The organism is Micromonospora sp. WMMD734, assembly GCF_049178975.1.
In the GTDB taxonomy this organism is placed as follows: Bacteria; Actinomycetota; Actinomycetes; order Mycobacteriales; family Micromonosporaceae; genus Micromonospora; species Micromonospora wenchangensis.
On the sequence record NZ_JBMHMK010000001.1, the window covers coordinates 6,687,697 to 6,706,227 of the forward strand.

Annotated in this window: 16 protein-coding genes and 1 pseudogene; 7 read left to right on the forward strand and 10 right to left on the reverse strand. The window is 72.1% G+C overall.

Features of this window, described 5'->3' with window-relative positions; genetic code table 11:
• The gene (gene sucD, locus ACN267_RS29230; protein ID WP_204957777.1) at positions 1–888 is read left to right on the forward strand and encodes a succinate--CoA ligase subunit alpha; all 888 of its coding nucleotides are present in this window, start codon (positions 1–3) and stop codon (positions 886–888) included.
• Between the two features lie 61 nt (positions 889–949).
• On the opposite strand, the gene ACN267_RS29235 is transcribed toward sucD, so the two are convergent.
• Positions 950–1,207: a hypothetical protein gene (locus tag ACN267_RS29235; protein WP_281894526.1), complete on the reverse strand. Its 258-nt coding sequence runs from the start codon at positions 1,205–1,207 to the stop codon at positions 950–952.
• Between the two features lie 156 nt (positions 1,208–1,363).
• Between ACN267_RS29235 and ACN267_RS29240 the strand changes: the two are divergent.
• Positions 1,364–2,638, forward strand: a pseudogene (locus ACN267_RS29240) (DUF6350 family protein); the annotation flags it as partial.
• Positions 2,639–2,875: 237 nt separating this feature from the next.
• Here ACN267_RS29240 and ACN267_RS29245 read toward each other — a convergent pair.
• Together ACN267_RS29245 and ACN267_RS29250 are read right to left on the reverse strand one after the other, a co-directional pair.
• Positions 2,876–3,478, reverse strand: a complete 603-nt coding sequence (locus ACN267_RS29245; protein WP_204957779.1) for a DUF4190 domain-containing protein — start codon at positions 3,476–3,478, stop codon at positions 2,876–2,878.
• 26 nt (positions 3,479–3,504) lie between these two features.
• Positions 3,505–3,801 carry a CD225/dispanin family protein gene (locus ACN267_RS29250; protein ID WP_088647169.1) on the reverse strand — a complete coding sequence of 99 codons (297 nt, stop codon included), beginning with the start codon at positions 3,799–3,801 and terminating at the stop codon, positions 3,505–3,507.
• 185 nt (positions 3,802–3,986) lie between these two features.
• Between ACN267_RS29250 and purN the strand changes: the two genes are divergently transcribed.
• The gene (gene purN / locus ACN267_RS29255; protein ID WP_088647168.1) at positions 3,987–4,607 is read left to right on the forward strand and encodes a phosphoribosylglycinamide formyltransferase; all 621 of its coding nucleotides are present in this window, start codon (positions 3,987–3,989) and stop codon (positions 4,605–4,607) included.
• On the forward strand, positions 4,604–6,175 hold the full coding sequence (purH, locus tag ACN267_RS29260; RefSeq protein ID WP_421490090.1) for a bifunctional phosphoribosylaminoimidazolecarboxamide formyltransferase/IMP cyclohydrolase: 1,572 nt from the start codon (positions 4,604–4,606) through the stop codon (positions 6,173–6,175). The genes purN and purH overlap by 4 nt, the downstream gene beginning before the upstream one ends.
• A gap of 91 nt (positions 6,176–6,266) precedes the next feature.
• Here purH and ACN267_RS29265 read toward each other — a convergent pair whose 3' ends face one another.
• The 5 genes from ACN267_RS29265 to ACN267_RS29285 all read right to left on the reverse strand — a co-directional run bounded on the left by ACN267_RS29265 (position 6,267) and on the right by ACN267_RS29285 (position 12,035).
• Entirely contained in the window at positions 6,267–7,304 is a 1,038-nt protein-coding gene (locus ACN267_RS29265) for an ABC transporter ATP-binding protein (RefSeq protein WP_281894516.1), read from the reverse strand.
• Complete coding sequence (locus ACN267_RS29270) at positions 7,288–8,325, reverse strand: ABC transporter ATP-binding protein (RefSeq protein WP_281894514.1); 1,038 nt, start codon at positions 8,323–8,325, stop codon at positions 7,288–7,290. Before ACN267_RS29270 ends, ACN267_RS29265 begins: the two co-directional genes overlap by 17 nt.
• Before the next feature lie 40 nt (positions 8,326–8,365).
• A complete protein-coding gene (locus tag ACN267_RS29275) occupies positions 8,366–9,322 on the reverse strand; it encodes an ABC transporter permease (protein WP_204957783.1) in 957 nt (318 codons plus the stop codon).
• 18 nt (positions 9,323–9,340) lie between these two features.
• Entirely contained in the window at positions 9,341–10,279 is a 939-nt protein-coding gene (locus tag ACN267_RS29280; RefSeq protein ID WP_204924948.1) for an ABC transporter permease, read from the reverse strand.
• A gap of 151 nt (positions 10,280–10,430) precedes the next feature.
• Positions 10,431–12,035, reverse strand: a complete 1,605-nt coding sequence (locus tag ACN267_RS29285; RefSeq protein ID WP_421490091.1) for a peptide ABC transporter substrate-binding protein — start codon at positions 12,033–12,035, stop codon at positions 10,431–10,433.
• 403 nt (positions 12,036–12,438) lie between these two features.
• Here ACN267_RS29285 and ACN267_RS29290 point away from each other — a divergent pair, with 403 nt between their 5' ends.
• The 3 genes from ACN267_RS29290 to ACN267_RS29300 all read left to right on the forward strand — a co-directional run bounded on the left by ACN267_RS29290 (position 12,439) and on the right by ACN267_RS29300 (position 16,350).
• Complete coding sequence (locus tag ACN267_RS29290) at positions 12,439–13,299, forward strand: bifunctional methylenetetrahydrofolate dehydrogenase/methenyltetrahydrofolate cyclohydrolase (protein WP_204957785.1); 861 nt, start codon at positions 12,439–12,441, stop codon at positions 13,297–13,299.
• A 186-nt stretch (positions 13,300–13,485) separates the two neighbouring features.
• Complete coding sequence (mdh, locus tag ACN267_RS29295) at positions 13,486–14,436, forward strand: malate dehydrogenase (RefSeq protein WP_421490092.1); 951 nt, start codon at positions 13,486–13,488, stop codon at positions 14,434–14,436.
• 696 nt (positions 14,437–15,132) lie between these two features.
• Positions 15,133–16,350 carry an NADP-dependent isocitrate dehydrogenase gene (locus ACN267_RS29300; RefSeq protein ID WP_204957787.1) on the forward strand — a complete coding sequence of 406 codons (1,218 nt, stop codon included), beginning with the start codon at positions 15,133–15,135 and terminating at the stop codon, positions 16,348–16,350.
• Positions 16,351–16,648: 298 nt separating this feature from the next.
• Here the strand turns inward: ACN267_RS29300 and galT are convergent, their stop codons facing one another.
• Together galT and ACN267_RS29310 are read right to left on the reverse strand one after the other, a co-directional pair.
• On the reverse strand, positions 16,649–17,725 hold the full coding sequence (gene galT / locus ACN267_RS29305; RefSeq protein WP_204957788.1) for a galactose-1-phosphate uridylyltransferase: 1,077 nt from the start codon (positions 17,723–17,725) through the stop codon (positions 16,649–16,651).
• Positions 17,722–18,528, reverse strand: coding sequence for a DeoR/GlpR family DNA-binding transcription regulator (locus ACN267_RS29310; protein ID WP_421490093.1), 807 nt, complete (start codon positions 18,526–18,528; stop codon positions 17,722–17,724). The genes galT and ACN267_RS29310 overlap by 4 nt, the downstream gene beginning before the upstream one ends.
• Positions 18,529–18,531: the final 3 nt, after the last annotated feature.

Here is an 18,531-nt window from a genome sequence, read left to right on the forward strand (position 1 = left end):
ATGGCGATCTGGCTGACCAAGGAGTCCAAGGTCATCGTGCAGGGGATGACCGGCTCCGAGGGTTCCAAGCACACCCGGCGGATGCTCGCCGCCGGCACCACCGTGGTCGGCGGGGTGAATCCGCGCAAGGCCGGCACCACCGTCGACTTCGACGGCACCGAGCTGCCGGTGTTCGCCTCCGTGGCGGACGCGATGCGGGAGACCGGGGCGGACGCCACGGTGATCTTCGTACCGCCGCAGTTCACCAAGGGGGCGGTGGTCGAGGCGATCGACGCCGGCATCCCGCTCGCCGTGGTGATCACCGAGGGCGTGCCGGTGCACGACACCGCCTCGTTCTGGGCGTACAACGTCGCCAAGGGCGAGCAGACCCGGATCATCGGGCCGAACTGCCCCGGCATCGCCTCGCCTGGCGCGTCCAACGCCGGCATCATCCCGGCCGACATCACCGGCTCCGGCCGGATCGGCCTGGTCAGCAAGAGCGGCACGCTGACCTACCAGATGATGTACGAGCTGCGCGACATCGGCTTCTCCACCTGCGTCGGCATCGGCGGTGACCCGATCATCGGGACCACCCACATCGACGCGCTCGCCGCGTTCGAGGCCGACCCGGAGACCGACGCCATCGTGATGATCGGCGAGATCGGTGGCGACGCCGAGGAGCGGGCCGCCGAGTTCATCAAGGACAACGTCACCAAGCCGGTGGTCGGTTACATCGCCGGCTTCACCGCGCCCCCCGGCAAGACCATGGGGCACGCGGGCGCGATCATCTCCGGTTCGGCGGGCACCGCCGAGGCCAAGCAGCAGGCCCTGGAGGCGGTCGGCGTCAAGGTCGGCAAGACCCCGACCGAGACCGCCAAGCTGATGCGGGAGCTGATGTCCGGCCGCTGAGCCGTGCACCGCACCACCCGAGCGAGCGACGCAGGGGGTCGACCGGAGACGGTCGGCCCCCTCAGTTGTTCCAGAGCGGGTAGTTCCCGCTGGCCCGCCAGATCGCGGTGCCGATGATGTTGATCACGCCGAACGCGATCGCCAGGTAGCCGAGGACCGGCGACTGGCCGTACCGCTTGGCGTCGCGGATCGACAGGTAACCGAAGATGATGCCCAGGATTCCGCAGCAGATCAGGCCGAGGACGATGCCGAGCACCCCCCAGAGCGTGGTGCGGTCCCGCCCGGCCGCGGCCGGTGGCGGTGGGTACGGAGCGTTCACGGCTTCCTCCGGGCGATCGGTGCCACGACTTCGGTCGCGTCCCTGCGCCGAGGCTAGACCGGATCGGGGCCCCACGGCGGTGGATCACGGAACTCGCCGGCCCCGGGCGGCCCCGACGGGCAGCCACCACCGGCGCGGCATGCCAGAGTAGAGCCGATGTCCTCGACCACCCCTGATCAGCCCCGCCGTCCCAGCGGTGCCCGCACCGGCGGCCGGCCGCCAGGCCGTGCCGGCGGCGCCCGGGTGCCCGCACCCCGCCGGCCGGAGCAGTCCGGGCGCTCCCGGGCGCCGCTGCCCGTCGCCGCCGGGGTGGCCGCGGCCGGCGCCGCCGTCACCTCGTACCTGCCGGTGGCGGTGGTGCTCGGGCTGGCCCAATTCAGCGAGGACGCCGGCTCGCTGGTCGGTGCGCTGCGCGCCGGGCTCGCCGGCTGGCTGCTCGGTCACGGGGTGCCGCTGGAGACCACCGCCGGCCGGCTCGGCCTCGTCCCGCTGACACTCTGCGCCTTCGCCTTCTGGCGGCTGACCCGGGCCGGGGTGCACGCCAGCCGCGCGGTCGGCGCGCGCGACGGCCGGTCACCCCGACGGGCGGCCACCGTCGCCCTCGCGGTCGGCCTCGGATACGCCGTGTTCGGCGTCCTGGCCGCGCTGCTCGTCGACAGCAGCGGCCTGCGGGTGTCCCCGGTCCGGTCCGGGCTGACCCTGCTGCTCTTCGGCACGCTGGCCGCGCTGGTCGGGGCGGCCCGCACCACCGGGGTCACCCGCCTGGTCGCCGACCGTGCCGCACCGGTGCTGCGCGACGGGGTCCGCACCGGCCTGGTCGCCGCCCTGCTGCTGCTCGCCGCCGGGGCGAGCGCGGCGGGCCTTGCGGTGGCGACCGGCGGCGGAGACGCCGCCGACCTGATCGGGGCCTACCGGACCGGGGTCGCCGGGCAGGCCGGCATCACCCTGGTCAGCCTCGCCTACGCGCCGAACGCCACCGTCTGGTCGACGGCCTACCTGCTCGGCCCAGGGTTCGCCGTCGGCACCGGCACGGCGGTCCGGCTCAGCGAGGTCTCCGTCGGGTCGCTGCCGGCCGTACCGCTGCTCGCCGGGCTGCCCAGCGGCCCGGTCGACGGGCTCGGCGCGGCGCTGCTGGCGGTGCCGGTGCTGGCCGGCATGACGGCGGGCTGGCTGCTCGCCCGCCGGCTGCTCCGCCCGGACGCCGACGAGTGGACCCCGCCGGCCTGGCCGGCGCTGCTCGGCCCGGCCGCGCTCGCCGGTCCGGTGGTCGGCCTGGTCGTCGGGCTCGCCGCGGCGGCCTCCGGCGGCCCGCTCGGCGGCGGCCGGCTGGCCGTGATCGGCCCGGTGCCGTGGCAGGTGGCGGCGGTGGCGACCGCGGTGGTCACCGTCGGCGCGCTGCTCGGGGCCGCCGCCGCCAAGGTGCTCGACCGGCCGTCGTCGGCCCGCCCGGCCGCCCGGCCCCGCCCGCCCGCCGGCCGCCCCCGGAGGGCTCCGGAACGGTCCGACCCGGCCGGGGAGCGGCACCGGCCGACCCGGGGCACCGAGGAACGGCCGGCCCGCCCGGTTCCGGACTGACCGGCCGTCCCGACCGCCGGGTGGCCCTGCCGGACACGCGGCGAGGGGCGCCCCGGACGGTGCCGGGACGCCCCTCGATCGTGCCCGCCCGGGTCAGGGCGAGGTGGGGAGCGTGAAACTGCCGATGAGGTTGAGCAGCAGCAGCAGGATGCCGAGGCCGACCGCGACCGCCCCGCAGATCAGGCCGGCCTTGGCCTGACCGCCGTTGCTGGCCAGGCCCTGGTTCGCCTTCTGCATGCCCAGCCAGCCGGTGATCACCGCGCCGATGGCGACCGGGAGGCCCAGGAAGAGGCAGCAGAGCAGCGGCAGGGACGCGATGCCGAGGATCAGCGACACCAGGCCGAGGGTGTTCTGTTGCCCCTGCGGCGTCGGGTAGCCGGCCCCCGGGTAGGAGCCGGCCGCCGCGGCGTACGGCTGCTGCCCGTAGGGGTCCTTGTGGACGGGCTGGCCGTACGGGTCCGGCTGGAGTGGCTGACCGTACGGCTGGCCCGAGGTGGGCTGGGGGCCGTACGGGTCGTGCGGGGGCTGCTGGCCGTACGGCGGCTGTTCACCGTACGGCGTCGCCGGCTGCTGCCCGTACGGTGCCTGCGGCGCGGCGTACGGGTCCTGCGGCTGGCCCGGGACGGGCTGCTGCCCGTACGGATCGTGCGGGGGCTGCTGGCCGTACGGGTCGTGGCCGGGGTTTCCGGGCTGCATCTCGGCTGCTCCTCAGTCGTGGGCCGTCAGTAGCTGCTGGTGCTGCTGCCGTCGATCGCACCCATCACACCACCGAAGAGGCAGCACAGCAGCACGATGACGAGCCACACACCACCGATGATGAAGGCCAGCTTCGACCACTTCTTGGACTCCCGGGCGGCGGCCTCGGCGCCCGCGTAGTCGCCCTGCTGCAGGGCCGGGTTGACCTTCGAGGCGTTGATGATGGCGGGGATCGCCAGCGGCCAGAAGAAGAAGATGGCCACGATCGACGCGGTCATGTTGTTGTTGATCGGCTGCTGCGGGTTGGGGTAACCGGGCTGCATCTGAGGTGCTCCTCGTTCACGTCGGTACGGCGTCCGTACCTGATCATTGGCTATGGGGTGCGGTGGCGGGCACGACCCGGCCACCGGGCGACCGGCAGCGTACCGTGCCGGGGCGACACGCGTGATCACCCGAAACGTCGCCGCCCGCAGGATGGGCGTGCCGACCTGCCCGCTAGGGTGGCCGGGTGACCGAGCCCGCGTCCGTCGCCCGCCTCGTCGTCCTCGTCTCCGGCTCCGGCAGCAACCTCCAGGCGCTGCTGGACGCCACCGCCGACCCCGGCTACGGGGCCCGGGTGGTGGCCGTCGGCGCCGACCGGGACGGCATCGTCGGGCTGGACCGGGCCGCCGCCGCCGGGGTGCCGACCTTCGTCGACCGGGTGAAGGACCACCCCACCCGTGCCGACTGGGACAAGGCGCTCACCGCGCACGTCGCCGAGCACCGGCCCGACCTGGTGATCTCGGCGGGTTTCCTGAAGCTGGTCGGGCCGCAGTTCCTGGCGGCCTTCGGCGACCGCTACCTGAACACGCACAACACGCTGCTGCCGGCGTTCCCCGGCATCCACGGCCCCCGCGACGCGCTCGCCTACGGCGTCAAGGTCACCGGGGCCACCCTCTTCTTCGTCGACGCCGGGATGGACACCGGCCCGATCGTCGCGCAGGTGGCGGTGCCGGTCCTCGACGACGACGACGAGGAGACGCTCACCGAGCGCATCAAGGAAGCCGAGCGCCGCCAGCTCGTCGAGCAGGTCGGTCGCCTGGTCCGTGCAGGTTGGACGATCACCGGAAGAAAGGTCACGGTTCCGTGAGTGCCCCGCAGGACTCCCGCCGCCCGATCAGGCGGGCGCTGGTCAGCGTCTACGACAAGAGCGGTCTGGTCGAGCTGGCCCGGACGCTGCACGAGGCGGGGGTCGAGATCGTCTCGACCGGTTCCACCGCGTCGACGATCTCCGGCGCGGGGGTGCCGGTGACCCCGGTCGAGCAGGTGACCGGCTTCCCCGAGATCCTCGACGGCCGGGTCAAGACCCTGCACCCCAAGATCCACGGCGGGCTCCTGGCCGACCTGCGCAAGGAGTCGCACGGCGCGCAGCTCGACGAGCACGGCATCGCCGGCATCGACGTCCTGGTCTCCAACCTCTACCCGTTCCAGGCCACCGTCGCCTCCGGCGCGTCCCCGGACGAGTGCGTCGAGCAGATCGACATCGGCGGGCCGGCGATGGTCCGGGCCGCCGCCAAGAACCACGCCTCGGTCGCCGTGGTGACCGACCCGGCCGCGTACCCGGCGCTGGTCGCCGCGCTGGCCGAGGGCGGGTTCACGCTGGCCCAGCGGCGGGCGCTGGCGGCCCGCGCGTTCGCCGACATCGCCGAGTACGACGTGGCGGTCGCCGACTGGTTCGCCGGCACCGCCGCCCCGGCCGAGGACGGCTGGCCGCACTTCGCCGGGCTGGCGCTGCGCCGGCAGGCGACGCTGCGCTACGGCGAGAACCCGCACCAGGGCGCCGCCGTCTACGCCGACCCGGGCAGCCCACCGGGGCTGGCCCAGGCCGAGCAGTTGCACGGCAAGGAGATGTCCTACAACAACTACGTCGACGCGGACGCCGCCTGGCGGGCCGCGAACGACTTCCCCGACGAGCCGGCGGTGGCGATCATCAAGCACGCCAACCCGTGCGGCATCGCCGTCGGCGCGGACGTCGCCGAGGCGCACCGCAAGGCGCACGCCTGCGACCCGGTCTCCGCCTTCGGCGGGGTGATCGCCGTCAACCGGCCGGTCTCGGTGGAACTGGCCGGGCAGGTCGCGGAGATCTTCACCGAGGTGCTGGTGGCACCGGAGTTCGAGCCCGGCGCGGTGGAGATCCTCCAGGGCAAGAAGAACATCCGGCTGCTGCGCGCCCCGGCCTTCGCCCCGCTGCCGGCCGAGTGGCGGCAGGTCACCGGCGGGGTCCTCGTCCAGCAGCGGGACCGGATCGACGCCGCGGGCGACGACCCGGCCAACTGGAAGCTCGCCACCGGCGAGGCGGCCGACGAGGCCACCCTGCGGGACCTGGCGCTGGCCTGGCGGGCGGTCCGCGCGGTCAAGAGCAACGCGATCCTGCTGGCGAAGGACGGCGCGTCGGTCGGGGTCGGGATGGGCCAGGTCAACCGGGTCGACTCGGCCCGGCTGGCGGTCAGCCGGGCCGGTGCGGAGCGGGCCCGGGGCTCCGTCGCCGCCTCCGACGCCTTCTTTCCGTTCGCCGACGGCGCGCAGATCCTGATCGACGCCGGGGTGCGGGCGATCGTCCAGCCCGGCGGCTCGGTCCGCGACGAGGAGACCATCGCCGCCTGCCAGCAGGCCGGCGTCACCATGTACCTGACCGGCACCAGGCACTTCTTCCACTGATCCACCCGGCCGGGCCCGACCCGGCGTACCACCTGCGGCCGAGCGGCATCCGCGCTCGGCCGCAGGTGTGTCCGGCGGCGGTGGGCGGTGGTCACCCCCCGCCCGGCGGGTCGCGCAGGGCGGCGAAGTGGCAGGCGCTGGGGTGCGGGTCGGCGGGGCGGGGGACGGTCGGCGGGTCCTCCCGGGCGCAGATCTCCTCGGCCTTCCAGCAGCGGGTGCGGAAGTGGCAGCCGGACGGCGGGTCGGCCGGGCTGGGCACGTCGCCGGTCAACCGGATGATGCCGGCCGCGCCCCGGGCCTGCGGGTCGGGCACCGGCACCGCCGACAGCAGCGCCTGGGTGTACGGGTGGGTGGCCCGCTCGTAGATCTCCTCCTCGGTGCCGATCTCGACGATCCGGCCGAGGTACATCACCGCGACCCGGTCGCAGATGTGCCGGACCACCGACAGGTCGTGCGCGATGAACACGTACGACAGCCCGAACTCGTCCTGGAGCTGCTCCAACAGGTTGATCACCTGGGCCTGGATCGAGACGTCCAGGGCGGAGACCGGCTCGTCGCAGACGATCACCTCGGGGCGCAGGGCGAGCGCGCGGGCGATGCCGATGCGCTGCCGCTGCCCGCCGGAGAACTGGTGCGGATACCTGTTGACGTGCTCCGGGTTCAGGCCGACCACGTCCAGCAGCTCCTGCACCCGGCCGCGCTTGCTGCCCTTCGGGGCGGCGTCGGGGTGGATGTCGAACGGCTCGCCGATGATGTCGCCCACCGTCATCCGCGGGTTCAGCGAGGTGTACGGATCCTGCATCACCATCTGCATGTTGCGGCGCAGCCGGCGCAGCTCGCCCCCGGCGGCGGAGAGCAGGTCGCGGCCCTGGAGGGTGGCCCGGCCGGAGGTCGGTGTCTCCAGCCGCATCAGCACCCGGGCGAGGGTCGACTTGCCACAGCCGGACTCGCCGACGATGCCGAGCGTCTCGCCCCGGCGCAGGGTGAAACTGACCCCGTCGACGGCGCGGACCGCGCCGACCTGCCGCCGGAACAGCACCCCCCGGGTGATCGGGAAGTGTTTGACCAGGTCGTCGACGGCGAGGATGGTCTCGCCCCGGACATTGGTCGGGTCAGCGGTCGCGGTCATCGTGGACCTCCTGCGCGAAGTGGCACGCGCTGGTCCGGCCGTCGGCGAGGACCAGGTCGTCGGGCACCACGTCCACGCACACCTGCTGCACGTACGGGCAGCGGGGGTGGAACGGGCAGCCGTCCGGGATGCGCATCAGGTTCGGCGGCAGGCCCCGGATGGTGGACAGTTCCCGGCCGCGCACGTCCAGTCGGGGGATCGAGGCCAGCAACCCCCTGGTGTACGGGTGGGCCGGTGCCCGGTACAGCGGGCGGACGTCGGCGTGCTCGACGATCCGGCCGGCGTACATGACGGCGATCCGGTCCGCGACGCCGGCCACCACGCCCAGGTCGTGGGTGATCAGGATCATCGCCATGTCGAGGTCGCGGCGCAGGTCGGCCAGCAGGTCCATGATCTGGGCCTGCACGGTGACGTCGAGGGCGGTGGTCGGCTCGTCGGCGATCAGCACCTTCGGGTTCAGCGCCAGCGCCATGGCGATCATGACGCGTTGCCGCATGCCGCCGGAGAACTGGTGCGGGTGGTCGCCGAGCCGTCCGGCCGCACCGGGGATGCGTACCAGGTCCATCAGCTCGACGGTCCGCCGTCGGGCGTCGGCGCGGGACAGCCCGTCGCGGTGGCGCAGCGTCTCGCCGATCTGCCAGCCGACCGGGAAGACCGGGTTCAACGCCGACAGGGCGTCCTGGAAGATCATCGCGATCTCCTTGCCGCGTACCTGCCGGCGCTGCTCCTCGGGCAGGGTGAGCAGGTCGCGGCCCCGGTAGCGGATCTGACCGGAACGGATCACCGCCGGTGGGGTGTCCAGGATGCCCATGACCGCCTGGGCGGTGACCGACTTGCCGGAGCCGGACTCGCCGAGCACGGCGAGCGTCTCGCCCGGGTCCAGGTGGTAGGAGACCCCGTTGATCACCTTGGCCACCCCCTCGCCGGTACGGAACTCGACGTGCAGGTCGCGGACGTCCAGCAGGTGGCCGCCGGGCGGGGTGGGTGAGGCCGGCGTGGGCCGGGGTGCGGACTCGGTCACCGGATCTGCCTCTCGCTCGCGCCCGGGGTGGACATCGGCCTCACCGCAGCTTCGGGTCGAAGGCGTCGCGGATCGCGTCGCCGAGCATGATGAACGCGAGCACGGTCAGCGCGAGGAAGGCCGACGGGACGACCAGTGGCGTCGCCGACTCGCGCATGTGCACCCGGCCGGCGTCGATCTCGATGCCCCAGGAGATGGTCGGGGCCTTCAGCCCGATGCCGAGGAAGCTCAGCGTCGCCTCGGCGGCGATGAACGAGCCGAGCGCGATGGTCAGCACCACGATCGCCGGGGCGAGCGCGTTGGGCAGGATGTGCCGCCACATGATCCGGCCGTGGCCCGCGCCGAGCATCCGGGCGGCGGCCACGTAGTCCTGCTCCTTGGCGGTGATCACCGAGGAGCGGACGACCCGGGCGGCGGTGGTCCAGCCGAGCACCGCCAGCACGAAGATCACCGCGAACAGCCGGACCGTGTCGCTGCTGGTGCTGACCCGCTTGAGCAGCACGATCGCGGCCAGCAGCAGCGGGATGCCGAGCACGATGTCGATCACCCGGGAGAGCACCGCGTCGACCCAGCGGCCGAAGTACCCGGCCACCATCCCGACGACCAGCGCGATCGCCCCGGTGAGCAGGGCGGAGAGCGCGCCGACCAGTAGCGAGGCGCGGGCCCCGTAGACGGCGCGGGCGTACGTGTCGCAGCCCTGGAAGTCGTACCCGAAGACGGCTCCACCGGACGGCCCGGCGTGCTGGCGGGACAGCACGCAGTCGCGCGGGTCGTTCGCGGTGAACAGCGACGGCACGGCGGCCATCGCGGCGACCAGCACGACCAGCACCAGGCTGATCCAGAAGACCGGTTTGCGGCGCAGGTCGCGCCAGGCGTCCCCGGCCAGGCTGCGGGGTTTGTGCGGTACGCCGACCCGGTCGGGCGTCCCGGGCTCGCCGGAGACCCCGCGCCGGGCGGCCTGGTCCTCCGTCGCCGCCACCGTCTCGAAGTCGCTCATGCCGGCACCTCGCTGCGTTCACTCATAGCGGATCCTCGGGTCGAGGACGGCGTACAGGACGTCGACCACCAGGTTGGCGACGAGGTAGACCACGACGAGGACGCTGACGATGCCCACCACCAGCGGGCCGTCCTCGGTGCGGATGCCCCGGAACAGGTTGAAGCCGACTCCCGGGATGTTGAACACGCCCTCGGTGATGATCGCGCCGCTCATCAGGTTGCCCAGTTCGACGCCGAGGAAGGTGATCACGGGGATGAGCGAGTTGCGCAGCACGTGCACGCCGATGATCCGCCGCCGGGCCAGCCCCTTCGACCGGGCGGTACGCACGTAGTCGGCGCGCAGGTTCTCGGCGACCGAGGTACGGGTCAGCCGCAGCGCGGTGGCCAGCGACAGCGAGCCGAGCACGATGCCGGGCAGCAGCAGGGCCCACAGGTCGGGGTCGGCGCCGGCGGTCGGGGGGAAGACCGGCCAGCGGACGCCGAGCAGGTACTGGGCGAGCGGGGCCAGCACGATGGTGGGGATGCCCAGCACCAGCAGGGTCAGCACCAGGGTGGCGTTGTCGAAGAGGCTGGCCCGGCGGATGCCGGCGAGGACCCCGGCGGTGACCCCGAACAGGATCGTCACGGCCATCGCGATCAGCGCCAGCTTGACGGTGACCGGCCAGGCGGCGGCGAGGATGTCCCCGATCGACCGGCCGGTCAGCGACTGCCCGAGGTCACCCTGGAGCAGGTTCTTGAGGTAGTCGAGGTAGCGGTAGAGGAAGCCGCCGACGCCGGTGCGGTCGAGGTGGAACTTCTCCGTCAGGTACGCCCGCTGCGCCGGGGTCACCGGCCGTTCCCCGGCCAGCGCCTGGATCGGGTCGCCCTGGCCGGCGAACATCAGGGCGTACACGATCAGGGTGGTCCCGAAGAAGGCCAGGACCATCTGGAGCAGACGCCGCAGAACGAAGCGGAACATACTGTGCAGTCTTGCCCAAAAGTAGCGGAGACGGAGGCGGGTCGGGTCACCGTCCACCGATGACCCGACCCGTTGCTCCCGCCGACGGCCCCGTTGCCGCCGACGCGCCTGCACGTGCCGGCGGCCCGCTCGCCGCCGACGCCCTCCCGGACTAGCTGACCGCCTCGATCTTCAGCAGGTCGACCCGGTCGAAGAGGTCCATCTGGACGTTCTTCACCTTGGTCGAGTGGCCGAAGTTGTTCTGGCCGTAGCGCAGCGGGATCACCGGCAGGTCCTCGGCCAGCAGATCCTCGGCCGCCTGGTACTTGGCGATCGCGGCCTCCTCGTTCGGCGCCTTGGCGCCCTCGGCGAGGAGCTTGTCGAACTCGGGGTTGCTGTAGCCGTAGTAGTTCGACGAGCCGTTGGTGCTGTACAGCGGGCCGAGGTAGTTCTCCATCGACGGGTAGTCCATCACCCAGCCCATCCGGAACAGACCCACCGGCTGCTTCGCCTTGACCTTGGTCAGCAGGTCGGCGAACTTGGGCTCGGCGGTGCCGACGCAGTCCACGCCCAGGTTGGCCTTGAGCTGGTTGCAGGTCGCGTCGATCCAGTCCTTGTGCCCGCCGTCGCCGTTGTACGACAGTTCGATCTTCTTCGGGCCGCCGGCCGCCTCGTACGCCGCCTTCGCCTTGGCCGGGTCGAACTCGCCGGCCGCGCCGATGGTGTTCTCCCGGTAGCCGGCGACCACCGGCGAGACGAACGAGCGGGCCGGCTGCTGCGAGTCCTTGAAGATCGACTTGGTGATCTCGTCCCGGTCGATCGCCATCGAGATCGCCTTGCGCACCTCGGGCTTGCTGAACTCCTTCTGGAAGGTCGGGAAGGCCAGCACCTGCAACGACGACGCAGGGCTTTGCTGGAACCGGTCACCCAGGTCGGTGCCGGCGGTGGACAGGTTCTCGGTCGGGATCGTCTTGATCACGTCGAGGTTGTCCGAGAGCACGTCCGCGTACGCGGCGGTCGGCTGCTGGTAGATCCGGAACTCCACGCCGCCCACCTTCGGCTGCTCGCCGGGGAAGGCGTCGTAGCGCTCCACCTCGACCTTGGCGTCGTGCTGCCAGGAGCCCTTCATCCGGAACGGGCCCTGCCCGACCGGGGCCTGCTCGTAGCCCTCCCTGAGCACGCCGGGGGCGGAGAAGGCGGCCTTCGGCAGCGGGTAGAAGGCGGTGTACCCGAGCATCGACTTGAACTCGCTGTACGGCTCGGTCAGCGTCACCGTGAAGGTCAGGTCGTCGACCTTCTTCAGCCCGGACAGCCGCTCGGCGGCCGGCTTGTCGCCCTGGAGGTCGGCGTACCCGGCGATCTTCTCGAAGAAGTAGCTGGAGTTCTGCCCGTTGGGGGCGTACGCGCCGTAGTTCCAGGCGTCGAGGTAGTTGTCGGCGGTGACCTGCTCGCCGTTGTGGAAGGTGTAGCCGTCCTTGAGCTTGACCGTCCAGACCCTGTTGTCCGACGACGTGACCGACTCGGCCGCCACCTCGTGGGGCTTGTTGGCCTCGTCGTAGTCGACCAGCGGGCTGAACAGGGCGGCGAGCACCTGGGAGCCGCTGGTCTCGTTGGTGTTGGTCGGCACCAGGTGCTGCGGCTCGGCGATCTCGATCCGCACGGCCGCGTCGGGGTCGGACTGGCCGGTTCCGCTGCCGCCGCCCGAGCCGCAGGCCGCCAGGCCCAGCGTCACCGCGAGCGGGAGAGCGGTCCAGGCGGCAAGCCTGCGCACACGCATGGGGGTCTCCTCATCTCATGACGTAGCGCAGCCGGACCCGGCGCTGGGTGACTCTGCGCAACGTTCGGCAACGGTAGGCCGGGCTCGGCCCGACGACAACGACAGTGTTGCGATCACCGGCTACGCCCTTGTCGACGACGACCTTCGCTGGTATAGCGCTTTGGGCAAAATCCCTGCGTGCTGGCGGGGTGTCGAGGGCGGTTCCGGTGCTAGGTCGCCCTGGATCGCCTGTCCCGGCACGGGGTTGCCGGATGTCCGGACCGGGTCCGACCCGGCCCGTCCGTCCCGTACGGCAGGTGGGTCGGCCGAAAACCCTCACTCAGGGTGAGTAATGGCACCTCACGGAAAGTCACGGGTTCCCCGTCGTCGGCCTGCCGTCCGCCGGCCATGAGACGATCTGGTCGTGACGGCGATCATCCTGGACGGCAAGGCGACCGCAGCCAAGATCAAGGACGAGCTGCGGGTACGGGTCAAGGCGTTGGCCGAGCGGGGCGTCACCCCCGGCCTGGGCACGGTCCTGGTCGGCGCGGACCCCGGCTCCGAGGCGTACGTCAACGGCAAGCACCGCGACTGCGCCGAGGTGGGCATCGCCTCGATCCGCCGCGAGCTGCCCGCCGACGCCACCCAGCAACAGCTCGACGACGTGCTCGCCGAACTGAACGCCGACCCGGGCTGCCACGGCTACATCGTCCAGCTGCCGCTGCCGGCGCACCTGGACACCCAGCGGGCGCTGGAGATGATCGACCCGGACAAGGACGCCGACGGCCTGCACCCGGTGAACCTGGGCCGGCTGGTGCTCGGCTACGACGGCCCGCTGCCCTGCACCCCGCGCGGCATCGTCGAGCTGCTCCGCCGGTACGACGTGCCGCTGCGCGGCGCCAACGTCGCGCTCGTCGGCCGGGGCAACACCGTCGGCCGCCCGCTCGGCCTGCTGCTCAACCGGCGCAGCGAGAACGCGACGGTCACCCTCTGCCACACCGGCACCCTCGACCTCGCCGCACACACCCGCGCCGCCGACATCGTCATCGTCGCCGCCGGGGTGCCCGGCCTGCTCACCGCCGACATGATCACGCCGGGGGCCACCGTGGTGGACGTCGGCATCACCCGGGTGATCGGCGACGACGGCAAGGGCCGCTACACCGGCGACGTGGACCCGGAGGTGGCCCAGGTCGCCGGCCGGCTCGCCCCGATGCCGGGCGGCGTCGGGCCGATGACCCGGGCCATGCTGCTCACCAACGTCGTCGAACGCGCCGAGCGCGGCTGACCTCCCCCGCCCGTCTCCCCGGCCCGGCCCGTCTCCCGGGCCCGGCACCCGTCGCGCCGTCCGTCGGGAACCGGGCGGTGGTGACGTTGGCCCCATCCCGGGGATGGTCACCGCCCCTGGCCGAAACCGTGCCGGGGTGACTGTTACGGTCGGGAAAACCGACTGGTAGCAGGGAGTGGGACGACCATGGGTAAGAAGGTCACTGTCGTCGGGGCCGGCTTCTACGGCTCCACCACCGCACAGCGCCTGGCCGAGTACGACGTCTTCGACACCGTCGTCATCACCGACATCGTGGAGGGCAAGCCGGCGGGTCTCGCGCTGGACCTCAACCAGTCCCGCGCGGTCGAGGGCTTCGAGACCAAGGTCGTCGGCGTCACCACCGGCCCCAGCGGCGAGGGTTACGAGGCCATCGAGGGCTCGGACGTCGTCGTGATCACCGCCGGCCTGCCCCGTAAGCCGGGCATGAGCCGGATGGATCTGCTGGAGACCAACGCCAAGATCGTGCGGCAGGTCGCCGAGAACGTCGCCAAGTACGCCCCGAACGCCGTCGTCATCGTGGTGTCCAACCCGCTCGACGAGATGACCGCGCTGGCCCAGCTCGCCACCCAGTTCCCCAAGAACCGGGTGCTCGGCCAGGCCGGCATGCTCGACACCGCGCGGTTCACCAACTTCGTCGCCGAGGCCCTCGACGTACCGGTGAAGTCGGTGAAGACGCTGACCCTCGGCTCGCACGGCGACACGATGGTCCCGGTGCCCTCGCAGAGCACCGTCAACGGCAAGCCGCTGCGCGACGCGATGCCCGCCGAGCAGATCGAGGAGCTGGTCGTCAAGACCCGCAACGGTGGTGCCGAGGTCGTCGCGCTGCTCAAGACCGGTTCGGCGTACTATGCGCCGTCCGCCGCCGCTGCCCGGATGGCGCGGGCCGTGGCCGAGGACTCCGGCGCGGTCATGCCGGTCTGCGCCTGGGTCGACGGCGAGTACGGCATCTCCGGGGTCTACCTGGGCGTCGAGGCCGAGATCGGTGCCGAGGGCGTGAAGCGGGTCGTCGAGACCGACCTGGACGCCGACGAGCTGGCCAGCCTCAAGGAGGCCGCCGAGGCCGTCCGTGCCAAGCAGGCCGACGTCGCCAGCATGTGATCCACTGAACCATCCGCCGCAGGGGCGGGACGGCGGGAGCCGTCCCGCCCCTGCGCCGTCCCCGCCACCCCACCCCGCCTCGCCCCACCCGGCCCCCCGCCCCGGTGATCAAGAGGTTTAGGTCAGGAATCCCGGCTGGCATGACCGAAACCTCTTGATCACCGCCGCAGGACCGCCTGGCTTGGAGTGATCAAGAGGTTTAGGTCAGAAGGCCGGCCCAACGTGACCTAAACCTCTTGATCGCGGATGTCAGGTCGGTTGACTCCGGGTGATCAAGAGGTTCAGGTCAGGAGATCGGTCTGGCGTGACCTGAACCTCTTGATCACCGGGGAGGCGCGGGAGGCGCGGAACGGTCGCGTAGCGCGAAGGCGCGGAACGGCAGCCACCGCCGGCCGTCGGCGGTCACCGAGGCGGGTTCGCGTCGGTCGGTTTCGCGCCGGTGTGCGGCGGTCGCCCCGGGGAATGCCTCCGTCCAGGGCTGGAAGAACGGTCCCTCACCGTCGGTGGGGCGGTGACCGTGATAGACCCGAGGGTGCGGCTGGCCGGCATCCGGTGGTCCTGGCAGATCCGGCCGTGGCGCACAGGGCGTTTTCCGCCGGCCGGTGCCGCCGGGTGGAGGCCGGCTCGGTGCCGCGAACCAGTTTCCAGTACGCTCGTACTGCTTGAGCACGTGTCCCCCGAGAGGAGCGCCGGCCGATGGCGAAGATCAAGGTAAACAACCCGGTCGTGGAGCTCGACGGCGACGAGATGACCCGGATCATCTGGAAGCAGATCCGCGAGCAGCTGATCCTGCCCTACCTCGACGTCGACCTGCACTACTACGACCTGTCGATCCAGCACCGGGACGCCACCGACGACCAGGTGACCATCGACGCCGCCAACGCGATCAAGGAGCACGGCGTCGGCGTCAAGTGCGCCACCATCACCCCGGACGAGGCCCGGGTCGAGGAGTTCGGCCTCAAGAAGATGTGGCGGTCGCCGAACGGCACCATCCGCAACATCCTCGGCGGCGTCGTCTTCCGCGAGCCGATCATCATGTCGAACGTGCCGCGCCTGGTCCCCGGCTGGACCAAGCCGATCATCATCGGCCGGCACGCCCACGGCGACCAGTACAAGGCCACCGACTTCGTGGTCCCCGGCCCGGGCACGGTGACCATCACCTACACCCCGGCCGACGGCGGCACCCCGATGGAGATGGAGGTCGCCAACTTCCCCGGCGGCGGCATCGCCATGGGCATGTACAACTACGACGAGTCGATCCGGGACTTCGCCCGCGCCTCGTTCCGGTACGGCCTGGACCGCAACTACCCGGTCTACATGTCGACCAAGAACACCATTCTCAAGGCGTACGACGGTCGGTTCAAGGACCTCTTCGCCGAGGTGTTCGAGAACGAGTTCAAGGCCGAGTTCGCCGCCGCCGGCCTCACCTATGAGCACCGGCTCATCGACGACATGGTCGCCGCGGCGCTCAAGTGGGAGGGTGGCTACGTCTGGGCCTGCAAGAACTACGACGGTGACGTGCAGTCCGACACCGTCGCGCAGGGCTTCGGCTCGCTCGGCCTGATGACCTCCGTGCTGCTCTCCCCGGACGGCCGTACCGTCGAGGCGGAGGCCGCCCACGGCACCGTCACCCGGCACTACCGGCAGTACCAGAAGGGCGAGAAGACCTCGACCAACCCGATCGCCTCGATCTACGCCTGGACCCGGGGCCTGGCCCACCGGGGCAAGCTGGACGGCACCCCGGCGGTCACCGAGTTCGCCGACACCCTGGAGCAGGTCATCGTCGACACCGTCGAGAGCGGCCAGATGACCAAGGACCTCGCGCTGCTCATCTCGCGGGACGCCCCGTGGCAGACCACCGACGAGTTCATGAACACCCTCGACGAGAACCTGGCCCGCAAGCTCGGCGCCTGACCCTCGCCCGTACCCACGGAACCCGTCGGCGGACCGCCGACGGGTTCCGTCGTCTCCGGCGCGCGGCTCCCGCAGGAGGCCGCAGCCGCCACCCGTCCGGGTGACGGGCGCGTCACCGGCCCGGAAAAAGGTCGTTGAGCTGGGTGGACGTGGTGCCAGTCGCGTCCAGGGAGGTTGTCGTCGGCCGTCGCACGGCACCGGTGCCGGCCGGCCAGCCTTCCCGGCTGTCGAGCACAGCCAGCCGTCCCTTCCCCGCGGGGGGCCCTGTTCCGGGGCCCCCCGCGCCCTGCCTGCGGGGTCAGGCGGCGCGCAGCAGTTCGGCGGCCCGCTCGGGGGCGATGTCGTTGATGAAGACCCCCATCCCGGACTCGGAACCAGCCAGGTACTTCAGCTTGTCCCTCGCCCGCCGGACGCTGAACAGTTGCAGGTGTAGGTGACCCAACTCCCGGTCGATCCGCACCGGCGCCTGGTGCCAGGCCGCGATGTACGGCATGGGCAGGTCGAACAGCCCGTCGAACCGGCGCAGCAGGTCCAGGTAGAGCGGGCCGAAGGCATCCCGTTCGGCGTCGTCGAGCGCCGGGATGTCCGGCACCGGCCGGTGCGGCGCGACGTGCACCTCGAACGGCCAGCGGGCCGCCGCCGGCACGTACGCCGTCCAGTGCTCGTTGGCGGCTACCACCCGGTCACCGGCGGCGCGCTCGGCGGCGAGCACGTCGGCGTAGAGGTTGCCGCCGCCGGTGCGCTCCGCGTGCCGGCGTGCCGCCGCCAGCAGCGACCGGGTACGCGGCGTGACGAACGGGTACGCGTAGATCTGCCCGTGCGGGTGGTGCAGGGTCACGCCGATCTCCACGCCCCGGTTCTCGAAGCAGAACACCTGCTCCACCCCGGGCAGTGCGCCGACCGCCGTGGTCCGGTCGGCCAGCGCGTCGAGCACCAGCCGGACCCGGGCGGGGGAGAGGCTGGCGAAGGACGCCTGGTGGTCGTCGGTGAAGCAGACCACCTCGCAGCGCCCCTGGCCGGGGCGGACCGGGGTGAACCCGGTGATCTCGGCCGGCTCGTCGGCGATCCGCTGGCTCAGCGAGGGGAACCGGTTCTCGAAGACCGCCACATCGTAGTCGGGCGCGGGGATCTCGCTGTGCCGGTCGCCCCGCGACGGGCACAGCGGGCACTGGTCGGCCGGCGGGAGGAAGGTCCGGGTCTGCCGGTGCACCGCCACCGCCACCCACTCGTCGGTGAGCGGGTCGTAGCGCAGCTGGGAGGCGGGTGGGGGCGGCGGCAGCTCCCGCCGGTCCGGCTGGTCCCGGACGGCGTCGTCCCGCTCGTCGAAGTAGATCAGCTCACGGCCGTCGGCCAGCTCGATCGCCGTACGCTTCACCGCGTCGTCTCCCGCCCGGTCGCCCGGCCCGTGCCTGTCACGATCACCAGTTCGCCCACCTTCTCGTCGATCACCCGGAGCGCCTCGGGGGCCAACCGGTCGTCGCTGACCAGCACGTCGGCGGCGCCCAGGCCGACGATGGAGGAGATGCCGACGGTGCCCCACTTGGTGTGGTCGGCGAGCACGACCAGCTGGTCGGCGGCTTCCACCAGGGCCCGGTCGGTCTCCGCCTCCATCAGGTTGGGGGTGGTGAAACCCGCCCGCTCGGTGATCCCGTGTACGCCGAGGAAGAGCAGGTCCAGGTGCAGCGAGCGGATGGCCTCCACGGCCAGCGGGCCGACCAGCGCGTCGGACGGGGTGCGTACCCCGCCGGTCAGCACCACGGTCTGGTCGGGTCGGCCGGCGGTGTGCAGGATCTCGGCCACCGGCAGCGAGTTGGTCACCACGGTCAGCCCCGGCACGTCGACCAGGCGTCGGGCCAGCTCGGCGGTGGTGGTGCCGGCGGAGAGGGCGACCGCCGCACCCGGACGCACCAACTCGGCGGCCCGGGTGGCGATCGCGGCCTTCTCGGCGGCCTGCCTGACGGACTTGGCGTGGAAGCCCGGTTCGTCGGTCGAGCCCGGGTCGGTGACGGTGGCCCCGCCGTGCACCTTGGCCAGTAGGCCCCGGTCGTGCAGCGCGTCCAGGTCACGCCGGATGGTCATGTCGGAGACACCGAACTCGGCGGCCAGCTCGGTGACCCGGACGCCACCGGCGGTGCGGACCCGGTCGAGGATCGTCGCCTGCCGCTGCCGCGCCAGCATCCG

Coding starts and splice junctions, on each gene's coding strand:
- ACN267_RS29285 (WP_421490091.1), bottom strand. CDS start 12,035: ATGCGTGTGCGCAGGCTTGCCGCCTGGACCGCTCTCCCGCTCGCGGTG.
- ACN267_RS29280 (WP_204924948.1), bottom strand. CDS start 10,279: ATGTTCCGCTTCGTTCTGCGGCGTCTGCTCCAGATGGTCCTGGCCTTC.
- ACN267_RS29300 (WP_204957787.1), top strand. CDS start 15,133: ATGGCGAAGATCAAGGTAAACAACCCGGTCGTGGAGCTCGACGGCGAC.
- ACN267_RS29275 (WP_204957783.1), bottom strand. CDS start 9,322: ATGAGCGACTTCGAGACGGTGGCGGCGACGGAGGACCAGGCCGCCCGG.
- ACN267_RS29310 (WP_421490093.1), bottom strand. CDS start 18,528: ATGCTGGCGCGGCAGCGGCAGGCGACGATCCTCGACCGGGTCCGCACC.
- ACN267_RS29265 (WP_281894516.1), bottom strand. CDS start 7,304: ATGACCGCGACCGCTGACCCGACCAATGTCCGGGGCGAGACCATCCTC.
- sucD (WP_204957777.1), top strand. CDS start 1: ATGGCGATCTGGCTGACCAAGGAGTCCAAGGTCATCGTGCAGGGGATG.
- mdh (WP_421490092.1), top strand. CDS start 13,486: ATGGGTAAGAAGGTCACTGTCGTCGGGGCCGGCTTCTACGGCTCCACC.
- ACN267_RS29250 (WP_088647169.1), bottom strand. CDS start 3,801: ATGCAGCCCGGTTACCCCAACCCGCAGCAGCCGATCAACAACAACATG.
- ACN267_RS29245 (WP_204957779.1), bottom strand. CDS start 3,478: ATGCAGCCCGGAAACCCCGGCCACGACCCGTACGGCCAGCAGCCCCCG.